Origin of the sequence: Allobosea sp. FBZP-16 (genome assembly GCF_002831785.1) — a bacterium.
Lineage (GTDB): Bacteria > Pseudomonadota > Alphaproteobacteria > Rhizobiales > Beijerinckiaceae > Allobosea > Allobosea lupini.
The window spans coordinates 69,795-87,081 of sequence record NZ_LNCQ01000006.1 but is presented as its reverse complement, the minus strand read 5'-3'; the positions used below and the strand labels follow the sequence as shown (position 1 = coordinate 87,081).

Genomic DNA, 17,287 nt, shown 5'->3' with positions numbered 1-17,287 from the left:
GCCGGGGCACGCGCCCCGGCCTTTCTTTTTGCGGCGTGCTCGCCGGGCGGCTCGCGATCCTGTCCGCGGCCATGCTAGACCGGTCGCTGCCATGCCTGCCGGATACCAGCGATGACCGAGCGCTTTACCGCCATCTCCTTCGTCGCCAGCGAGACGCCCGAGGCTGAGGCCGCGCGCGCCAAGCTGGTCGAGCGCTATGGCGATGCCGATCCGGCCGAGGCCGAGGTCGTCGTCGCTCTCGGCGGCGACGGCCTGATGCTGCAGACGCTCCATCGCTTCATGGGCACGGCCAAGCCGATCTACGGCATGAATCGCGGCTCGGTCGGCTTCCTGATGAACGAGTTCCGCGAGCGCGGGCTGCGCCAGAAGCTCGAGGCGGCGCATCGAAGCGTCGTCCATCCGCTGGTGATGACGGCGGTCGACTGCAACGGCAAGCGCATCGAGGCGCGCGCGATCAACGAGGTCTCGCTGTTCCGCCGCTCATACCAGGCGGCCAAGCTGCGCATTTCCGTCGACGGGCAGGTGCGCCTGTCCGAGCTCGTCGCCGACGGCGTGCTGCTCGCGACCCCGGCCGGCTCGACCGCCTACAATCTCTCCGCCAATGGCCCGATCCTGCCGCTCGACGCGCCGCTCCTGGCGCTGACCCCGCTCTCGCCGTTCCGGCCCAGGCGCTGGCGTGGCGCATTGCTGCCCGACCATGCCCGGGTGACGATCGCGGTTCTGGAGGCCGAAAAGCGGCCGGTCAGCGCCGTCGCCGACCATACCCAGATCGACAACGTCATCTCGGTGCAGATCGCGATCGACCGCTCGCTCGATCTCGTCATGATGCACGACCCCGGCCACAGCCTGGACGAGCGCATCCTGCGCGAGCAGTTCGGGTATTGAGGCGCAGCGGAGGCCGCTCGTAGCGGCAATACCTGGCCCCGCCGGCACCCGTCAGGCCTCTGCACCTTCGCGACATTCGCAAATTTTAACGGGGACAAGCTACGAAAGGCCCCTTGAACAAAACAGGAACATCATTGATAGTGCCGGCACGGACCGCTAGGGTCCGCATCCGGTCATTCGGCCGGGTTCGTGATGAAGTGCGCAGGAAACGGAGCCTGTCATGGCTGGTAGCGTCAACAAGGTCATTCTGGTCGGCAATCTCGGGCGCGACCCCGAGGTGCGGCGCCTCGGCAGCGGCGAGCCGGTGGTCAATCTGCGGATCGCCACCTCGGAAACCTGGCGCGACAAGCAGTCGGGCGAGCGCAAGGAGCGCACCGAGTGGCACTCCGTGGTGATCTTCAACGAGAACCTCGCCAAGGTCGCCGAGCAGTATCTGAAGAAGGGCTCGAAGATCTACATCGAGGGCCAGCTGCAGACCCGCAAATGGCAGGACCAGCAGGGCGTCGAGAAGTACACGACCGAGATCGTGCTGCAGCGTTTCCGCGGCGAGCTCACCATCCTCGACAGCCGCGGCCAGGGCGGCGACGAGTTCGGCGGCGGCAGCGGTGGCTATGGCGACGAGGGATCGTCGGGTGGCAGCTCCTTCGGCCGGTCGAGCCCGGTCGGTGGCGGTTCGCGCCAGCCGGCGATGGCAAGCGGTGGTGGCAGCAGCGGCGGTTCGCGCTCGTCGAGCCATCTCGACGACGACATCCCGTTCTAGAGCGGATCCGACCAGATTGAAGCAATCTGGTCGGCGAATCCGTCTCTAACTGTAAGATTAAGCCCCCGCGGGCAGCCGGGCGATCCGGCCTGTGCTGTGCCGTACTCTTCCGGGGCAGGCCCAAGCCTGATCCGATGCGATCACAATCACATAAATCATCATCGCGTCCTGCCGGGCGCGATGATGATTTATGTGCGCAGGTTGAACACGACCGACAGGAAGCGGACGGTCGGCGTCAGCAGCCGCTCGTGGCCATGGACGAAATTGGCATCGAAGACGAGCGTATCGCCGGGCCGCAGCTCCATCGACGCGTCGGCATAGCGGTACACCATCGCGCCTTCGAGCATATGCATGAACTCGATCCCGGTGTGCTGGAAGCCCGGGTGGTCCGCCGCCTCGCTGGTCAGCGTCACCAGATAGGGCTCGATGTATTTCTCGCCCGAGAGCAGGTGGCCGAGCAGTTCGTAGCTCAGGCCGGCGCGCTGGCCGCGGCGCTGCACGGCGATACCCTGCCCTGCACGCACGAGCGAATAGTCGGCCTGCTGGTTATAGGAAGCGAACAGCCGCGCGACCGGCACCTTGAGCGCTGCCGCGATCGAGACCAGCGTCGTAAAGGACGGCGTGGCCGAACCGCGCTCGATCTTGGAGAGCATGCCGTTCGACAGCCTCGCCGCTTCGGCCAGCTGGTTGGCGGCCATGCTGAGACTCAATCGCAGGCTCCTGATCTCCTGGCCGACCGCCGCGGCGAGGGCCTGGCCGCCCTGCCCGCCATCGGGCTCGCCGGCCGTGCTGGCCGACGGTTCTTCCCGCGTGGCCGTGCGGCCGGCTCGCGTCATCATCGAGAGCGCGCCACGTCTGACACGTTTTCCGTCCGGCGGTTTGCTGTCGCGTTTGCGATCGACCAAAGCAGAACCTCCCAGCCTTCGCGGATCGGTTTGGAGCCGGCATGGCGCCATCCGGACAGGCCATCCGCACTTGCCTCGGCCGCCACATTTTCATGAGATGAAAATATTTGCCAGCGCGTTGACAAGCTGCGGGTGCGACAGAACAATCCCTGCAACGAGCGATAATAACCATCGTGAGGGGATCATGCTCAATAAGCACAAATTCAGAACTATTCTTCTCTGCGCCGCTTTTTCGAGCGTGTTCGCCGGAGCACCACAAGCAAAAGACCTGCGCATCGCCACCGAGGGAACCTATGCGCCGTGGAGCTTCGTCGACGCCAGCGGCAAGCTGACGGGTTGGGACGTCGATATCGCCAACGCCCTGTGCGAGGCGATTAGGGCCAAGTGCACGATCATGGCGCAGGAATGGGACGGCATCATCCCCGGCCTCAACGCCAGGAAATACGACCTGATCGTCGCCAGCATGGGCGTCACCGAAAAGCGCAAGCAGCAGGTCGCCTTCTCCAAGAAATACAAGAACACGGCGAGCCAGTTCGTCGGGAAGAAGGATGCGCCCGCCGACACCAGCCCCGACGCGCTCAAGGGCAAGCGGATCGGTGTCCAGCGCGGCAGCATCCAGGATGCCTATCTGACCGCGACCTATCCGAAATCGGAGATCGTGCGCTACGACAAGACCACCGATGTCGAGCTCGACCTCATCGCCGGCCGCGTCGACCTGCTGCTCGCCAACAAGGTGACCTCGATGCTCGGCTTCCTGAAGCGGCCGGAAGCGGCGAGCTTCGCGCTCGTCGGCCCGGAATACAGCGGCGGCCTGCTGGGCGAAGGCAACGCCATCGCCCTGCGCAAGGACGACGCCAAGCTGCTCGAAGAGGTCAATGCCGCCATCGATACGCTGATCGCCAACGGCACCTATGACAGCATCACCAGGAAGTACTTCGACTTCAAGCTGATGTGAATCGACACGCTGTGCCGAAGGCGGGCCTGGCCTGCCTTCGGCTGGGAAGAACGAGACCGACCCGATGATCACCTTTGCGACACTCGGCCCGAGCGGCACCAACCATGAACTCGTGACCAGGGAATACATCAAGTTCCACGAGATTCCCGACAGCGAGATCGTGCTGGTGCCCGATTTCGACATGGCGACCAGCGGGCTGATGCGGGGCGACTATGATTTCGTCGTCCAATGCGCCGTCCACCCGGACACGCCGCCGACGCTCGGCACGCACTTCCACAAGGTCTTCGCCGTCGACAGCTTCATCTCGCGCAGCAAGGAGCTGGCGGTGCTGACGCGCTCGGAGGTCGAGCAGCCCAAATCGATCGGCCTGCTGGCGCCGGCGACCGAGAGCTATATCGACATCGGCCGCTGGGAGACGCGCGTCTCGGATCCTTCGCTGCCGATCATCTTCCAGAACCTGCTCGCGGGGAAATACGACTCGGCGCTGGTCTATCTCGAATATGCCGAGCAGTATCCGGACCGCGTCCGCGTCGACGAGATCCTCGGCTCGCCCGACGATGTCTGGATCGTCTATGCCGACGAGCGGACCTCCGGCGGCAAGCTCCAGGCCTGGCGGGACGGGCCTGTCCGCGAGCTGATCCGCCAGAAGGTCGCGAGCCGCGCCGCCGAGGATGCGGGAGCCGCGCTGCCATGACGCTGGCCTGGCTCTCCGGCTATGGGCTGCAACTGCTTTACGGAGCGGGGGTGACGTTGTCGGTCGCAGCGGTGGCGCTGCTGTTCGGAACGGCCTTCGGCCTGTCGCTCGGCGCGCTCAAGACCTATGGCAGCAGGCCGTTTCGCTATGTCGCGGAAGCCTATACCGCGATCGTCAGGGGCGTGCCCGACCTGATCGTCATCTACCTCATCTATTTCGGCGGCACGATCGCCCTCACCCGGCTGACCGGGCACTATGTCGACATCAACGGCTTCGCCGCCGGCGTGGCGGCGCTGGCCTTCATCTTCGCGGCATATGCCAGCGACATATTCCGCAGCGCGATCAGGCAGGTCCCGCGCGGACAGTCGGAGGCGGCGCATGCGCTCGGCCTGCCGCGGAGCGTCACCTTCTTCAAGGTGGTGCTGCCGCTGGCCTGGCGGATCGCGCTGCCGGGCTTCGGCAATCTTTCGATCATCCTGATCAAGCAGACATCGCTCATCTCGGTGATCGGGCTGGAGGAACTGCTCAGGGCCTCCGCCGTCGTTTCCGGCGCGACGCGAGAACCGTTCTTCGTCTACGCCGTCGCCGCGCTGCTCTATCTCGCCATCACCAGCACCGCGTCCTGGGGGCTGCACCGCGCCCGTATCCGCTCCAATCGCGGCTTTGCCTGAGCGATCCCATGCTTGACCTCCAGATCATGGCCGAGGCTTTCCCGAACCTGCTCCAGGGCGTCGGGCTGACGGGCAGGCTCGCCATCCTCATCCTGATCTTCGGCATGGTGATCGCGATCCCGCTGGCCTATGCGCGCAATGCACACTCGGCCTGGCTGCATGGGCCGGCGAGCGCCTACATCTTCGTCATTCGCGGCGTCCCGTCGCTGCTGCAGGTCTTCCTGGTCTATTACGGGCTCGGGCAGTTCGAATTCATCCGGACCTCGGCGCTCTGGCCGATCTTCCGCGACCCGTTCTGGTGCGTGATCATCGCGCTCGGGCTGAACTCGGCCGCCTATACCGCCGAGATCATCGCCGGCGCGCTCAGGCTCGTGCCGAAGGGGCTCAACGAAGCGGCGCGGGCGCTCGGCCTGTCCTGGTTCCAGACGCAGCGCAAGATCATTATCCCGCTCGCGGCCCGCCTGGCCCTGCCCGCCTATGAGAACGAGATCATCCTGACGGTGAAGGCGACCTCGCTGGCGAGCACCATCACCCTGCTGGACCTCACCGGCGCGGCCCGGCTGGAGGTGTCGAACACCTTCGCACCCTATGAGGTCTTCCTCACCGCCGGAGCGATCTATTTCTGCATCACGACGACGCTGAGCTGGCTGCTGCGCAAGCTCGAGCGGCGCCTGTCGATCGAGAATCGCGGCGTCGTGCAGAAGGCGCGGGAGCTTCGCCTCGGCGCGGCGGCGCACGCCTGAGAGCCGACCCGCGGTCGATCCTCACACCGGCACCGCGCCGTGCACCTTGATCTCCTTCAGGACGAGGTTGGTGCGGACATGCGCGATGCCTGGCAGCCTGAACAGGAAATGATCCAGGAACTCGTTGTAGGCGTCCTTGTCGCGGCAGACGATATGCAGGTGATAATCCGCCTCGCCGGTGGTCGCGAAACATTCCAGCACCTCCGGCCGCTCGGCCACGCGTGAGATGAAGGTCGAGACGTGGTCGGCCTCGTGCCGCACCAGCCCGACATGCACGATCGCGCTGAAGGCGAGCCCGGCTTTAGCCGGATCGACGATGGCGCGATAACTCGCGATCACGCCCGCCTCCTCCAGTGCCCGCACGCGCCGCCAGCAGGCGGACGCCGACATGCCGGCGCGCTCGGCCAGATCCTGGTTCGAGATGCGGGCGTCGCCCTGCAACAGAGCGACGAGCTTGCGATCCTGATCGGTAAGTTGCATCCGCCGGGCTCCGGAAGGATCATCCTGTGAGGAGGCCATTTTCGGTGGAATCGACCGATCGAGCAACCAATTCCGGTAAACGAGACAGATCTTTCCAGAGCAGGCGGCCTAGACTCGCCGCGAGACTTGCCGGGAGGTCCGCGCCATGAATGCCATCACGCCGATCGGCCCACTCTCCGACTACGCGCTGGGTGATCGCTACACCCGCAGCAGCGGCCGTGTCTTTCTGACCGGCACGCAGGCGCTGGTGCGGATCGCGCTCGATCAGGCCCGGCGCGACCGCGCCGCCGGGCTCGATACGGCGGGCTTCATCTCAGGCTATCGCGGCTCCCCGCTCGGCGGTGTCGACCTCGAACTCTGGCGCTCCGGCGATCTCCTGAAGCAGCACGGCATCGAATTCCTGCCGGCCGTCAACGAGGACCTCGCCGCCACTGCCGTCCTCGGCTCGCAGCAGGTCGAGACCAATCCGGACCGGACGGTGCAGGGCGTCTTCGGCCTCTGGTACGGCAAGGGCCCCGGCGTCGATCGTGCCGGCGATGCGCTCAAGCACGGCAACGCCTATGGCTCCTCGCCGCATGGCGGTGTGCTGGTCGTCGCCGGCGACGATCACGGCTGCGTATCATCGTCGATGCCGCATCAGTCCGACGTCGCCTTCATGGCCTGGTTCATGCCGACGCTGAACCCGGCCTCGATCGGCGAATACCTCGCCTTTGGCGAATACGGCTACGCGCTGTCGCGCTATTCCGGCATGTGGGTCGGCTTCAAGGCGATCTCGGAGACGGTCGAGAGCGGCCAGTCCGTCGAGCTGCCTGCGCCGCGCCAGTTCAACGATCCCGACTACACGCCGCCGGCCACCGGGCTGCACTATCGCTGGCCGGATCTGCCGGGTCCCCAGATCGAGGAGCGGATGGAGGCCAAGAAGATGGCCGTCTTCGCCTTCGCCGAGGCGAACCCGATCGACCGGCGCATCTACGACATCCCCGACGCCTCCTTCGGCATCGTCACCACCGGCAAGGCGCATCTCGACCTGATGGAGGCGCTGCGCCTGCTCGGCCTCGACGAGGCGGCCTGCCGCAGCCACGGCATCGACATCTACAAGGTCGGCATGGTCTGGCCGCTGGCGCGCCGGGCGGCGCTGGAATTCGTGCGTGGCAAGGCGGAGATCCTCGTCGTCGAGGAAAAGCGCGGCATCATCGAGAGCCAGCTCAAGGAGTATTTCTACGACTATCCCGGGCACAAGCCGCATTCGATGGTCGGCAAGCGCGACGAGGACGGCCATCGCCTGATTTCCTGGATCGGCGAGCTGTCGCCGCGCCTGCTCGCGCCGATCGTGGCGAAACGCCTGGACGCGCTGTTCCCGGATCTGCGCCTTGCCGAGCGGGCCGCGGCGCTCGCGCCCGAAGCCAGCCGGCTGATCCAGGTGCCGGGCGCGACGCGGACGCCGTATTTCTGCTCCGGCTGCCCTCACAACTCGTCGACCAAGGTGCCGGAGGGCTCGAAGGCGCTGGCCGGGATCGGCTGCCATTTCATGGCGAGCTGGATGGACCGCGAGACCAGCTCGCTGATCCAGATGGGCGGCGAAGGCGTCAACTGGGCAGCGTCGTCGCTGTTCACCGGCAAGGGCCACATCTTCCAGAACCTCGGCGAAGGCACCTATTACCATTCCGGCTCGATGGCGATCCGCCAGGCGATCGCGGCGAAAGCCAACATCACCTACAAGATCCTGTTCAACGACGCCGTCGCCATGACCGGCGGCCAGCCCGTGGACGGGCCAATCAGCGTACACGCCATCGCGCAGGAGGTCCGCGCCGAGGGTGTCGAGCGGATCGCGCTGGTTTCGGACGCGCCTGAGAAGTTCGCGCCGAGCAGCCTCCCCCATGGCGTGACAATCCATCACCGCCGCGAACTCGATGCGGTCCAGCGCGAATTGCGCGAGATCAAGGGCGTCTCGGTGCTGATCTACGAGCAGACCTGCGCCACCGAAAAGCGCCGCCGGCGCAAGCGCGGCACGATGGTCGATCCCCAGCGCTTCGCGGTCATCAACGACCTCGTCTGCGAGGGCTGCGGCGACTGTTCGGTGGCGTCGAACTGCCTCAGCGTCGAGCCGAAGGAGACGCCCTTCGGCCGCAAGCGGCAGATCAACCTCTCCAACTGCAACAAGGACTTCTCCTGCCTCGACGGCTTCTGCCCGAGCTTCGTGACGGTCGAAGGCGCCACTCGCCGCAAGCGGCAGGCGAGCGCGGACGACTTCGCCGGGCGGGCGGCGGCGTTGCCTGAACCGGCTCTGCCGGCGCTCGACAGGCCCTATGACCTGCTCGTCACCGGCGTCGGCGGCACCGGCGTCGTCACTATCGGCGCGCTGATCGCAATGGCGGCCCATCTCGAAGGCAAAGGCAGCTCGGTCCTCGACTTCACCGGCTTCGCCCAGAAATTCGGGCCGGTGCTCTCCTTCATGCGGATCGCCGCAACGCCCGAGGCGATAAACCAGGTCCGCATCGACGCCGGCGCGGCCGACGCGCTGATCGGCTGCGATATCGTGGTGTCGTCCTCGCCCAAGGCCTCGGCGACGTATCGCGCCGGCATGCGCGCTGTCGTCAACCTGGCGGAGATGCCGACCGGCGACATCGTGCGCCAGCGCGACGCCGACCTCGCGACGCGCCGCCGGCTCAAGGCGATCGAGGCGGCGATGGGCGCCGACAACGTCCGCGCCATCGATGCCAATGCCCTCGCCGAGACGCTGTTCGGCGATGCCGTCTTCGCCAACATCGTCATGCTCGGCCATGCCTGGCAGCAGGGGCTGGTTCCGGTCGGGCTGGAGGCTCTTCACCGCGCCATCACGCTCAACGGGGTCGCGGTCGAGCGCAACCGGCAGGCATTCGCCGCCGGCCGGCTCGCGGCTGCCGACCCGACAGCCTTCGCGCCGGCACCTGTCGCCTTCGAGACGGAAGGCCTCGATGCGGTGATCGCCCGTCGCGAGCGCTTCCTCGCCGACTACCAGGACGAGGCCTGGGCGCGGCGCTACCGGGCTGCTGTCGACAAGGTCCGCGCCGCCGAGCGGCCGTTCGGCAGCGAAGCGCTGACGCTGGCCGTCGCCCGCTCGCTGTTCAAGCTGATGTCCTACAAGGACGAATACGAGGTCGCGCGGCTGCACATGCAGACCGGCTTCCTCGACGAGCTGAAACAGCGCTTCGAGGGCGACTTCACGGTGAACTACCATCTCGCCCCGCCCTTCCTCGGCGGCGAGAAAGATGCGCGCCGACGCCCGCTGAAGCGCTGCTTCGGCCAGTGGATCCAGACGCCGCTGCGGCTGCTGGCGCGCTTCAAGGGCCTGCGCGGCACCGCCTTCGACCCGTTCGGCTACACGGCGGAGCGCAAGATGGAGCGCGCGCTGATCGGCTGGTACGAGGGGCTGGTCGAAGAGTTGCTGGCGCGGCTGACTACACGAGGACCGGATGCCCTGGCGCCGATCGCCGCCCTGCCGATGGACATTCGCGGCTATGGCCCGGTCAAGGATGCCGCCGTGGAACGCGTCAAGGCCGCGGCGGAGCAGCGGCTGAACGAGCTTTCGTCGGCAGCGGCGAAGGAAGCAGCCTGACGCCCTACGGCACATCGCCCTCGAAGCGCACGCCGAGCGAACCGAGCGCGCGCCAGTAATCCGGATAGGTCTTCGCCACGCAGCCGGGATCGAGGATGGTGACGCCGCCGATCTTCAGCCCGGCCAGCGCGAAGCTCATGGCGATGCGGTGGTCGGCGAAGGTGTCGATCTCGGCCGGCAGCGTCTGGCCGGCCAGCGCCGGATCGGAGGCGACGAGGAGATCGTCGCCCTCCTCGACACCGAGCCCTGCGCGAATCCGCGACAGGCCCTGCGCCAGCGCCGCGACCCGGTCACATTCCTTGACGCGCAGATTGGCGATGCGGGTGAAGCGCACCGGCTTCCGGTTGAACGCGGCGAGCACGGCGAGCGTCGGCACCGCATCCTGCATCTGTGAGCCGTCGATCTCAGCCGGCAGGTTGGGGAAGGCGGCGATCAGCTCATGCGCCCTGGCGTCGGGCTGGGTGAAGGCGGAAGCCGGCACGCCGAGATCGATCGCGCCGCCGGTCAGCACCTCCGCCGCCCAGAGATAGGTCGCGGCCGAAGCGTCCGGCTCGATCAGGTAGTCGGTCGCAGCGTAGCCGGTCGGGGGGATCCGCCAGCCGCCGCTCGCAGGCTCGGAGACTTCGGCGCCGAAGGCGCGCATCGTCGCCAGCGTTAGGTCGACATAGCCGCGCGCGCCGATCTCCTGGCCGGTCAGGACGACATCGACGGGGCTGCGGGCGCAGGCGCCGGCCATCAGCAGTGCAGAGACATATTGACTGGAGAGCCCGCCATCGACCTCGACCAACCCGCCTTCGAAACCGCCCTGCCCCTGGATAGTGACCGGCGGGCAGCCGCTCGGCGCGCTGATCGCAACGCCGAGCCGGGTCAACGCCTCGACCAAAGGCAGGATCGGCCGCTTGCGCATATGCTCGTCGCCATCGACGACGACCGTGCCGTCGACCAAAGCCGCCGCCGCGGTCAGGAAGCGGGTCGCGGTGCCGGCATTGCCGAGGAAAAGCGGTCCGGCCGGCGCCTTGAGCCGTCCGTCGCTGGTGACGATGAAGCTGGTCGCGTCGGGCTCGTCGATCGTGACGCCCATGTCGCGCAGCGCCTGCGCCATATAGCGGGTGTCGTCGCTCTTGAGCGCGCCGCTGAGCCGGCTGGTGCCCTTCGCCAGAGCCGCGACCAGCAGCGCCCGATTGGTGATCGATTTCGAGCCGGGCGGCATCACGCGGCCGGTCAGGGCGGCCGTCGTCGGCAGGATGGTGAGTTTGCTCAGGGCGGAGTTGGTCATGGCAGGCTCGCGGCTCGGTCGCGAGGGTCTTAGACCGTGCCGCCGCCGAGCGGAAGCCGCGTCCGCGGGCCTTCAGTCCTTCGCCAGCCCGAGCCCGCCGACCGGCTGCGTGACGACATGGCTGTCGAAACCAGCGATGATCGGCCTGGCCTTGGCGATCGCCGCCTGCACCGCCGGCAGAGCGAGCGAAGCCTTGTGGCTCTCTTCCTTGTCCCAGACTTCGGTCACCCAGATCGCGTCGGCATCGCCGGGATCGCGAGCGACGATGTAGCTCAGGCAGCCAGGCATGGTGCCGCTGCTCTCCAGAATGTAGCCGATCAGCGCCTCGCGCTCGCCGGGCGTGGCCCGCATCTTCCCGATCAATCCGTACATGGCAGGCATCTCCTTAAGTCCGGCCGCAGCCTGCCCTCCGGCCTGATACGGAGCAATCAGCCGTCCTGACCGGACCTGTCAGCAGTGCAGGCTCAACCAAGCGTGCCCAGCGCCCGCAAGGCCTTCAGCGTCTCGCGCAGGCCGCGATGCAACGGCTTGTCCTTGCGCAGGACGAGGCCGAGGGTGCGATGCACCCGGGGCGACAACGACCGAACGCTCAGCCCGTCGTTCTCGCCATACACTGCCATGCCCGGCAGGATGGCACAGCCGAGGCCGGCGCCGACCAGCCGCTTGATCGCCTCGACGCTGCCGAGCGACATCACCGGTTTCAGCGTCACGCCGGCGCGGGCGAACCATTCGTCGGCGATGCGGCGGGTAATGCCGCCCGGCTCGAACAGCAGCACCGGCAGGCGCGCCATCGCCTCGGGCGTCAATCGCGCCGGCAACTCCATGCCGGGCGGCGCGATCACGGCGAACTCGTCCTCCAGCAGCGGCGTGACGTCGAGGCTGCGCCCGGCGGCCGGCAGCGAGACCAGGCCGATATCGATCTGATTGTCCTCGATCGCCTTGACGATGTCGGAGGTGTTGCCGGTGCTGACCGTGATTTCCAGTGTCGGGTGTTGCTGGCGCAGTTCGCGCAGTACCGGCGGCAGCAGGAAGATGCAGGCGGTGGCGCCGGTGCCGATCCGCACGCGGCCCATCGCCCCGGTCGCATGGCGCGCCATCGCCTCTTGCGCGGCCGCCACCGCCGCCTCGATCCGGCCGGCATGGTCGAGCAGTTCAGTGCCCGCCAGGGTCGGCTGCGCCCGGCGCCCGACGCGCTCGATCAGCACCGTACCGAGCCGGCGCTCCAGTTCACGGATCTGCAGGCTGACCGCCGGCTGGCTCAGGCCCAGTCTCTCGGCCGCCGCCGAGAAACTGCCGAGCGCGATCACCTGGCGGAAGCTGTTGAGCTGGTCGAGGCGGAGGTCCCTCATATCAAAGAATTTCTCATACTCTGCATAACTTCGAGAAGCTTCATTTATGGCACGGCAAAGCGCAAGATCGCGGTGATGACAAGAATCGACTCCTCCCCCTCCACGCCCCCCGTCGTCGTCCGCGACGCGGAAGAAGCCGACATGGCTGCGATCCAGGCGATCTACAGCCATCATGTCCTAACCGGCCTCGCCAGCTTCGAGGAGACGCCGCCGAGCGTCGAGGAGATGCTGGCGCGCCGGCGGGCGGTGCTGGCACTCGGCCTGCCCTATCTCGCTGCCGAGCAGGGCGGCCGGATCGTCGGGTACAGTTATGCCAGCAGCTACCGGCCCCGCCCGGCCTACCGCCACACGATCGAGGATTCGGTCTATGTCGCCGAGGGACAGGCCGGGCGCGGCATCGGCGGCGCGCTGCTCGCGGCACTGATCGCCCGCTGCGAGGCCGGGCCCTGGCGGCAGATGCTGGCGGTGATCGGCGACAGCGGCAATGCAGGCTCGATCGGCCTGCACCGCCGCTTCGGCTTCGAGCCGGTCGGCACCTTGCGCTCGGCCGGCTTCAAGTTCGGCCGCTGGGTCGACACCGTGCTGATGCAGCGCAGCCTCGGGCCGGGAGACCAGACGTTGCCACAGCCATGGACGGCCGGATCGGCCGGGTGATCTCCCGCAGCACGGTCTTCTGCCTCGGGCTGGCGCAGCTCATTTCCTGGGGCGTGTCCTATTATCTCGTCGGCGCCTTCGGTGAACTGATCGGTAAAGAGCTCGGCTGGTCGCAGGCGATCATCCATGGCGGGCTCTCGGCCGGCCTGCTGGTGATGGGGCTGACCTCCGGCGCGATCGGCCGGCTGATCGACCGCCATGGCGGCCGCACGGTGATGTGCCTGGGCTCGCTGCTCACGGCCGCCGGCTGCCTCGGCCTCGCCTTCGCCCATACGATCGCGGCCTATTACGCCGCCTGGCTCTGCCTCGGCCTCGCCATGCGGCTCAGCCTCTATGACGCCGCCTTTGCGGCGCTGGCCCGGATCGGCGGCAGCGCCGCGCGCCGGCCGATCGCCCAGATCACCCTGCTCGGGGGCCTGGCCTCGACCGTGTTCTGGCCGCTCGGCCATGTGCTCGCCGAGCAATTCGGCTGGCGCGGCGCCCTCATCGCCTATGCCGGCTTCGCGCTACTCACCTTGCCGCTGCATCTGACGCTGCCGGCTGTGTCAGCGCGGCCTCTCTCCGACGCGGCCGCGGCGAAGCCCGTCGTCACGCTCAGCCCGGCCGATACCCGCTTCGCCGGCCTGCTCTACGCGCTGATCGTCACCTTCGCCGGCGTCCTCAACGCCGGCATGTCCGCCCATATGATCGGCATTCTCGCCGGGCTCGGACTGCCCGCCGCGGCCGCGGTCTGGATCGGCGCGACCCGCGGCATCGGCCAATCGCTGGCGCGGCTCGGCGAAGTCCTGTTCGGGGCGAAGACCAGCCCGTTCGAGCTCAACCTCGTCGCCTGCCTGGTCCTGCCGCTCTGCTTCGTTGTCGGCCTCGCCGGCGGGGCGAGCGCCATCGCGGCACTGGCCTTCGCCTTCTGCTATGGCGCCGGCAACGGTGTGCTGACGATCACGCGCGGCACGCTGCCCCTGATGCTGTTCGATCCGAAGAGCTATGGCGCCTCTGTCGGGCGTTTGCTGGCGCCGGGCTTTTTCCTCTCGGCCGCGGCGCCGCTCGCCTATGCCCTGCTGATAGAGCGCTTCGGCGCCGCGGCGGCGCTGATCCTGTCGGGGACGCTGGCGCTGGCCATGCTGGTCTCGGCCATCCTGCTCAGAGCGCGCTTCCACAGCCTGCCACGCTCCTGACAATCTCTGTCAGCACACCTCGCAGGAACAATGCGGCAACATCGGCGGCTGCGTGCTACTCATGCCCGCCTCCCGCCCGGCTGCACTGGCACGAGCCGGCGATTGCCCTATCTCTACGGCTTAGCCCGAACCGGACACCACCATGGCCCGCAAGACCACGCTCGCCGAACAGGCCGCGACGCTGGAAGACATGTTCGACCGCAAGTCCGCACAGGACTCGGCGGCCGATCGGAACGCCCGCGTCATCTCCGTGCGCGGCGCGCGCGAACACAATCTCAAGAATGTCGATCTCGCGATTCCGCGCGACAAGCTCGTGGTGTTCACCGGGCTCTCCGGCTCCGGAAAATCCTCGCTCGCCTTCGACACGATCTATGCGGAGGGCCAGCGCCGCTATGTCGAGTCGCTCTCGGCCTATGCCCGCCAGTTCCTCGAGATGATGCAGAAGCCCGATGTCGACCAGATCGACGGGCTCTCGCCGGCGATCTCGATCGAGCAGAAGACGACCTCGAAGAATCCGCGCTCGACCGTCGGCACCGTCACCGAGATCCACGACTATATGCGCCTGCTCTGGGCGCGCGCCGGCATCCCCTATTCGCCGGCGACCGGCCTGCCGATCGAGAGCCAGACCGTGCAGCAGATGGTCGACCGCCTGGTCGAGCTGCCGGAAAAGACGCGCGGCTATCTGCTGGCGCCGGTGGTGCGCGGCCGCAAGGGCGAGTTCCGCAAGGAGATGGCCGACTGGCTGAAGCGCGGCTTCCAGCGCGTCAAGGTCAATGGCGAGTTCTACGAGATCCCGGACGCGCCCGCCCTCGACAAGAAGTTCAAGCACGACATCGATGTCGTCGTCGACCGCATCGTGATCCGGCCGGACTTAGGAGCCCGCCTCGCCGACTCGCTGGAGCAGGCGCTCGACCTCGCCGACGGCATCGCCGTCTTCGAATATGCCGACGAGAAGGAGGAGAACGGCGAGGCCAGGCGCGTCACCTTCTCCTCGAAATTCGCCTGCCCGGTCTCCGGCTTCACCATCCCCGAGATCGAGCCGCGCCTGTTCTCGTTCAACAACCCGTTCGGCGCCTGCCCGGCCTGCGACGGCCTCGGCCACGAGATGCGGATCGATCCGGAGATGATCGTCCCGGATCATTCGCTCTCGCTGAAGAAGGGCGCCATCGCGCCCTGGGCCAAGTCGACCTCGCCCTATTACGGCCAGACGCTCGATGCGCTCGCCAAGCATTTCGGCTTCTCGACCACCAAGCCCTGGAGCGAGCTGCCGCAGAGCGCGCGCGACGCCATCCTGTTCGGCACCGGCACCGAGGCCGTGCGCATGGCCTATAATGACGGGCTGCGCGCCTACGAGGTGAAGAAGCCCTTCGAGGGCGTGATCACCAATATGGAGCGGCGCTGGAAGGAGACCGAGAGCGACTGGGCCCGCGAGGAGATCGGCCGCTTCATGTCGGAGACGCCCTGCGCGGCGTGCAACGGCTTCCGCCTCAAGCCCGAGGCGCTGGCGGTCAAGATCGACATGCGCCATATCGGCGAGATCTCGCAGCTCTCGGTCAAGGACGCGCTCGCCTGGGTCAGCGCCCTGCCCTCGCGCCTGTCGGCGAAGCAGAACGAGATCGCCCCGCGCATCCTCAAGGAGATCCGCGACCGGCTGACCTTCCTGCTCGATGTCGGCCTGGAATACCTGACGCTGGCGCGCGGCTCGCGCACGCTGTCAGGCGGCGAGAGCCAGCGCATCCGCCTCGCCAGCCAGATCGGCTCCGGCCTCACCGGCGTGCTCTATGTGCTGGACGAGCCCTCGATCGGCCTGCACCAGCGCGACAATGAGCGCCTGCTCGGCACGCTGCGCCGCCTGCGCGACCTCGGCAACACCGTGATCGTGGTCGAGCATGACGAGGACGCGATCCTCACCGCCGACTATGTCGTCGATGTCGGCCCCGGCGCCGGCATCCATGGCGGCGAGATCGTCTCGAAGGGCACGCCGCAGGACATCCTCGCCGACCCGAACTCGCTCACCGGCAAATACCTCACCGGCGAGATGAGCGTGCCGGTGCCGCTGAAGCGCCGCAAGCCGCAGAAGGGCCGGAGCCTCAGGATCGTCGGCGCCCGCGGCAACAACCTCAAGGACGTCACGGTCGACATCCCGCTCGGCCTGTTCACCTGCATCACCGGCGTGTCGGGCGGCGGCAAGTCGACGCTGGTCATCGACACGCTCTACAAGGCGATCGCGCGCAAGCTCAACGGTTCGATCGAGCACCCTGCCCCGCATGAGCGCATCGAGGGCATGGAGCATCTCGACAAGGTCATCGACATCGACCAGTCGCCGATCGGCCGCACCCCGCGCTCGAACCCGGCGACCTATACCGGCGCCTTCACGCCGATCCGCGAATGGTTCGCCGGCCTGCCCGAGGCCAAGGCGCGCGGCTATCAGGCCGGCCGCTTCTCGTTCAACGTCAAGGGCGGCCGCTGCGAGGCCTGCCAGGGCGACGGCGTCATCAAGATCGAGATGCACTTCCTGCCCGACGTCTACGTCACCTGCGACGTCTGCAAGGGCAAGCGCTATGACCGCGAGACGCTCGAGGTGAAATACCGCGAGCGCTCGATCGCCGATGTGCTCGACATGACGGTCGAGGAGGCCAAGGACCTGTTCAAGGCCGTGCCCTCGATCCGCGACAAGATGGTGACGCTCGCCCGCGTCGGGCTCGACTATGTCAAGGTCGGCCAGCAGGCGACGACGCTCTCGGGCGGCGAGGCGCAGCGCGTCAAGCTTTCCAAGGAGCTCTCCAAGCGCGCCACCGGCCGCACCCTCTACATCCTCGACGAGCCGACCACCGGCCTGCACTTCCACGACGTCGCCAAGCTGATGGAGGTGCTGCACGAATTGGTCGAGCAGGGCAATTCCGTGGTGGTGATCGAGCACAATCTCGAAGTGATCAAGACCGCCGACTGGATCATCGACATGGGCCCCGAAGGCGGCGACGGCGGCGGCGAGGTCGTGGCGCAAGGCACGCCGGAGGATGTCGTCCGGATCGGCAAAGGCCACACCGCGCGCTTCCTCAAGGAGGTGCTGGAGCGGCGACCGTTGAAGGGCAAGGGGGCGAGGCAGGCGGCGGAATGAGCAACCTCATATGCGGTAACTCAGCAA

At 67.3% G+C, this 17,287-nt stretch carries 15 protein-coding genes; 10 read left to right on the top strand and 5 right to left on the bottom strand.

The genetic code is table 11. The features are described 5' to 3' along the window. Positions 1 to 111 precede the first annotated feature (111 nt). Both CXY91_RS00795 and ssb read left to right on the top strand, forming a co-directional pair. Positions 112 to 885 (top strand): NAD kinase, encoded by a 774-nt coding sequence (locus tag CXY91_RS00795; protein WP_091829887.1) that lies wholly within the window; start codon positions 112 to 114, stop codon positions 883 to 885. A gap of 220 nt (positions 886 to 1,105) precedes the next feature. Beyond that, positions 1,106 to 1,645, top strand: coding sequence for a single-stranded DNA-binding protein (ssb, locus tag CXY91_RS00790; RefSeq protein ID WP_091829889.1), 540 nt, complete (start codon positions 1,106 to 1,108; stop codon positions 1,643 to 1,645). A gap of 188 nt (positions 1,646 to 1,833) precedes the next feature. Here the strand turns inward: ssb and CXY91_RS00785 are convergent, their stop codons facing one another. Next, the gene (locus tag CXY91_RS00785) at positions 1,834 to 2,343 is read right to left on the bottom strand and encodes a helix-turn-helix domain-containing protein (RefSeq protein ID WP_158673211.1); all 510 of its coding nucleotides are present in this window, start codon (positions 2,341 to 2,343) and stop codon (positions 1,834 to 1,836) included. On the opposite strand from CXY91_RS00785, the gene CXY91_RS30480 reads away from it, so the two are divergent. From CXY91_RS30480 to CXY91_RS00765, 4 genes are all read left to right on the top strand, one after another. After that, positions 2,297 to 3,505, top strand: coding sequence for an ABC transporter substrate-binding protein (locus tag CXY91_RS30480; protein ID WP_199777323.1), 1,209 nt, complete (start codon positions 2,297 to 2,299; stop codon positions 3,503 to 3,505). The genes CXY91_RS00785 and CXY91_RS30480 overlap by 47 nt on opposite strands. Positions 3,506 to 3,569: 64 nt before the next feature. Continuing rightward, on the top strand, positions 3,570 to 4,199 hold the full coding sequence (locus CXY91_RS00775; protein ID WP_091829897.1) for a hypothetical protein: 630 nt from the start codon (positions 3,570 to 3,572) through the stop codon (positions 4,197 to 4,199). Next, positions 4,196 to 4,870, top strand: a complete 675-nt coding sequence (locus CXY91_RS00770; protein ID WP_199777322.1) for an ABC transporter permease — start codon at positions 4,196 to 4,198, stop codon at positions 4,868 to 4,870. The genes CXY91_RS00775 and CXY91_RS00770 overlap by 4 nt, the downstream gene beginning before the upstream one ends. An 8-nt stretch (positions 4,871 to 4,878) precedes the next feature. Beyond that, a complete protein-coding gene (locus tag CXY91_RS00765; RefSeq protein ID WP_100958911.1) occupies positions 4,879 to 5,613 on the top strand; it encodes an ABC transporter permease in 735 nt (244 codons plus the stop codon). Between the two features lie 21 nt (positions 5,614 to 5,634). Here CXY91_RS00765 and CXY91_RS00760 read toward each other — a convergent pair whose 3' ends face one another. After that, positions 5,635 to 6,093 (bottom strand): Lrp/AsnC family transcriptional regulator, encoded by a 459-nt coding sequence (locus CXY91_RS00760; RefSeq protein WP_100958910.1) that lies wholly within the window; start codon positions 6,091 to 6,093, stop codon positions 5,635 to 5,637. Positions 6,094 to 6,238: 145 nt separating this feature from the next. Between CXY91_RS00760 and CXY91_RS00755 the strand changes: the two genes are divergently transcribed. Beyond that, positions 6,239 to 9,688 (top strand): indolepyruvate ferredoxin oxidoreductase family protein, encoded by a 3,450-nt coding sequence (locus CXY91_RS00755; RefSeq protein ID WP_100958909.1) that lies wholly within the window; start codon positions 6,239 to 6,241, stop codon positions 9,686 to 9,688. Between the two features lie 4 nt (positions 9,689 to 9,692). On the opposite strand, the gene CXY91_RS00750 is transcribed toward CXY91_RS00755, so the two are convergent. From CXY91_RS00750 to CXY91_RS00740, 3 genes are all read right to left on the bottom strand, one after another. Then, positions 9,693 to 10,964: a 3-phosphoshikimate 1-carboxyvinyltransferase gene (locus CXY91_RS00750; protein WP_100958908.1), complete on the bottom strand. Its 1,272-nt coding sequence runs from the start codon at positions 10,962 to 10,964 to the stop codon at positions 9,693 to 9,695. A 72-nt stretch (positions 10,965 to 11,036) separates the two neighbouring features. Beyond that, positions 11,037 to 11,336 (bottom strand): putative quinol monooxygenase, encoded by a 300-nt coding sequence (locus CXY91_RS00745; RefSeq protein WP_100958907.1) that lies wholly within the window; start codon positions 11,334 to 11,336, stop codon positions 11,037 to 11,039. A 92-nt stretch (positions 11,337 to 11,428) separates the two neighbouring features. After that, entirely contained in the window at positions 11,429 to 12,313 is an 885-nt protein-coding gene (locus CXY91_RS00740) for a LysR family transcriptional regulator (RefSeq protein WP_100958906.1), read from the bottom strand. 75 nt (positions 12,314 to 12,388) lie between these two features. Here CXY91_RS00740 and CXY91_RS00735 point away from each other — a divergent pair, with 75 nt between their 5' ends. From CXY91_RS00735 to uvrA, 3 genes are all read left to right on the top strand, one after another. Beyond that, positions 12,389 to 12,967, top strand: a complete 579-nt coding sequence (locus CXY91_RS00735) for a GNAT family N-acetyltransferase (RefSeq protein ID WP_100958905.1) — start codon at positions 12,389 to 12,391, stop codon at positions 12,965 to 12,967. Further along, a complete protein-coding gene (locus tag CXY91_RS00730) occupies positions 12,964 to 14,142 on the top strand; it encodes an MFS transporter (protein ID WP_100959054.1) in 1,179 nt (392 codons plus the stop codon). Before CXY91_RS00735 ends, CXY91_RS00730 begins: the two co-directional genes overlap by 4 nt. Positions 14,143 to 14,332: 190 nt before the next feature. Then, positions 14,333 to 17,260, top strand: coding sequence for an excinuclease ABC subunit UvrA (gene uvrA / locus CXY91_RS00725; RefSeq protein ID WP_248307310.1), 2,928 nt, complete (start codon positions 14,333 to 14,335; stop codon positions 17,258 to 17,260). The last annotated feature ends 27 nt before the right edge of the window (positions 17,261 to 17,287 follow it).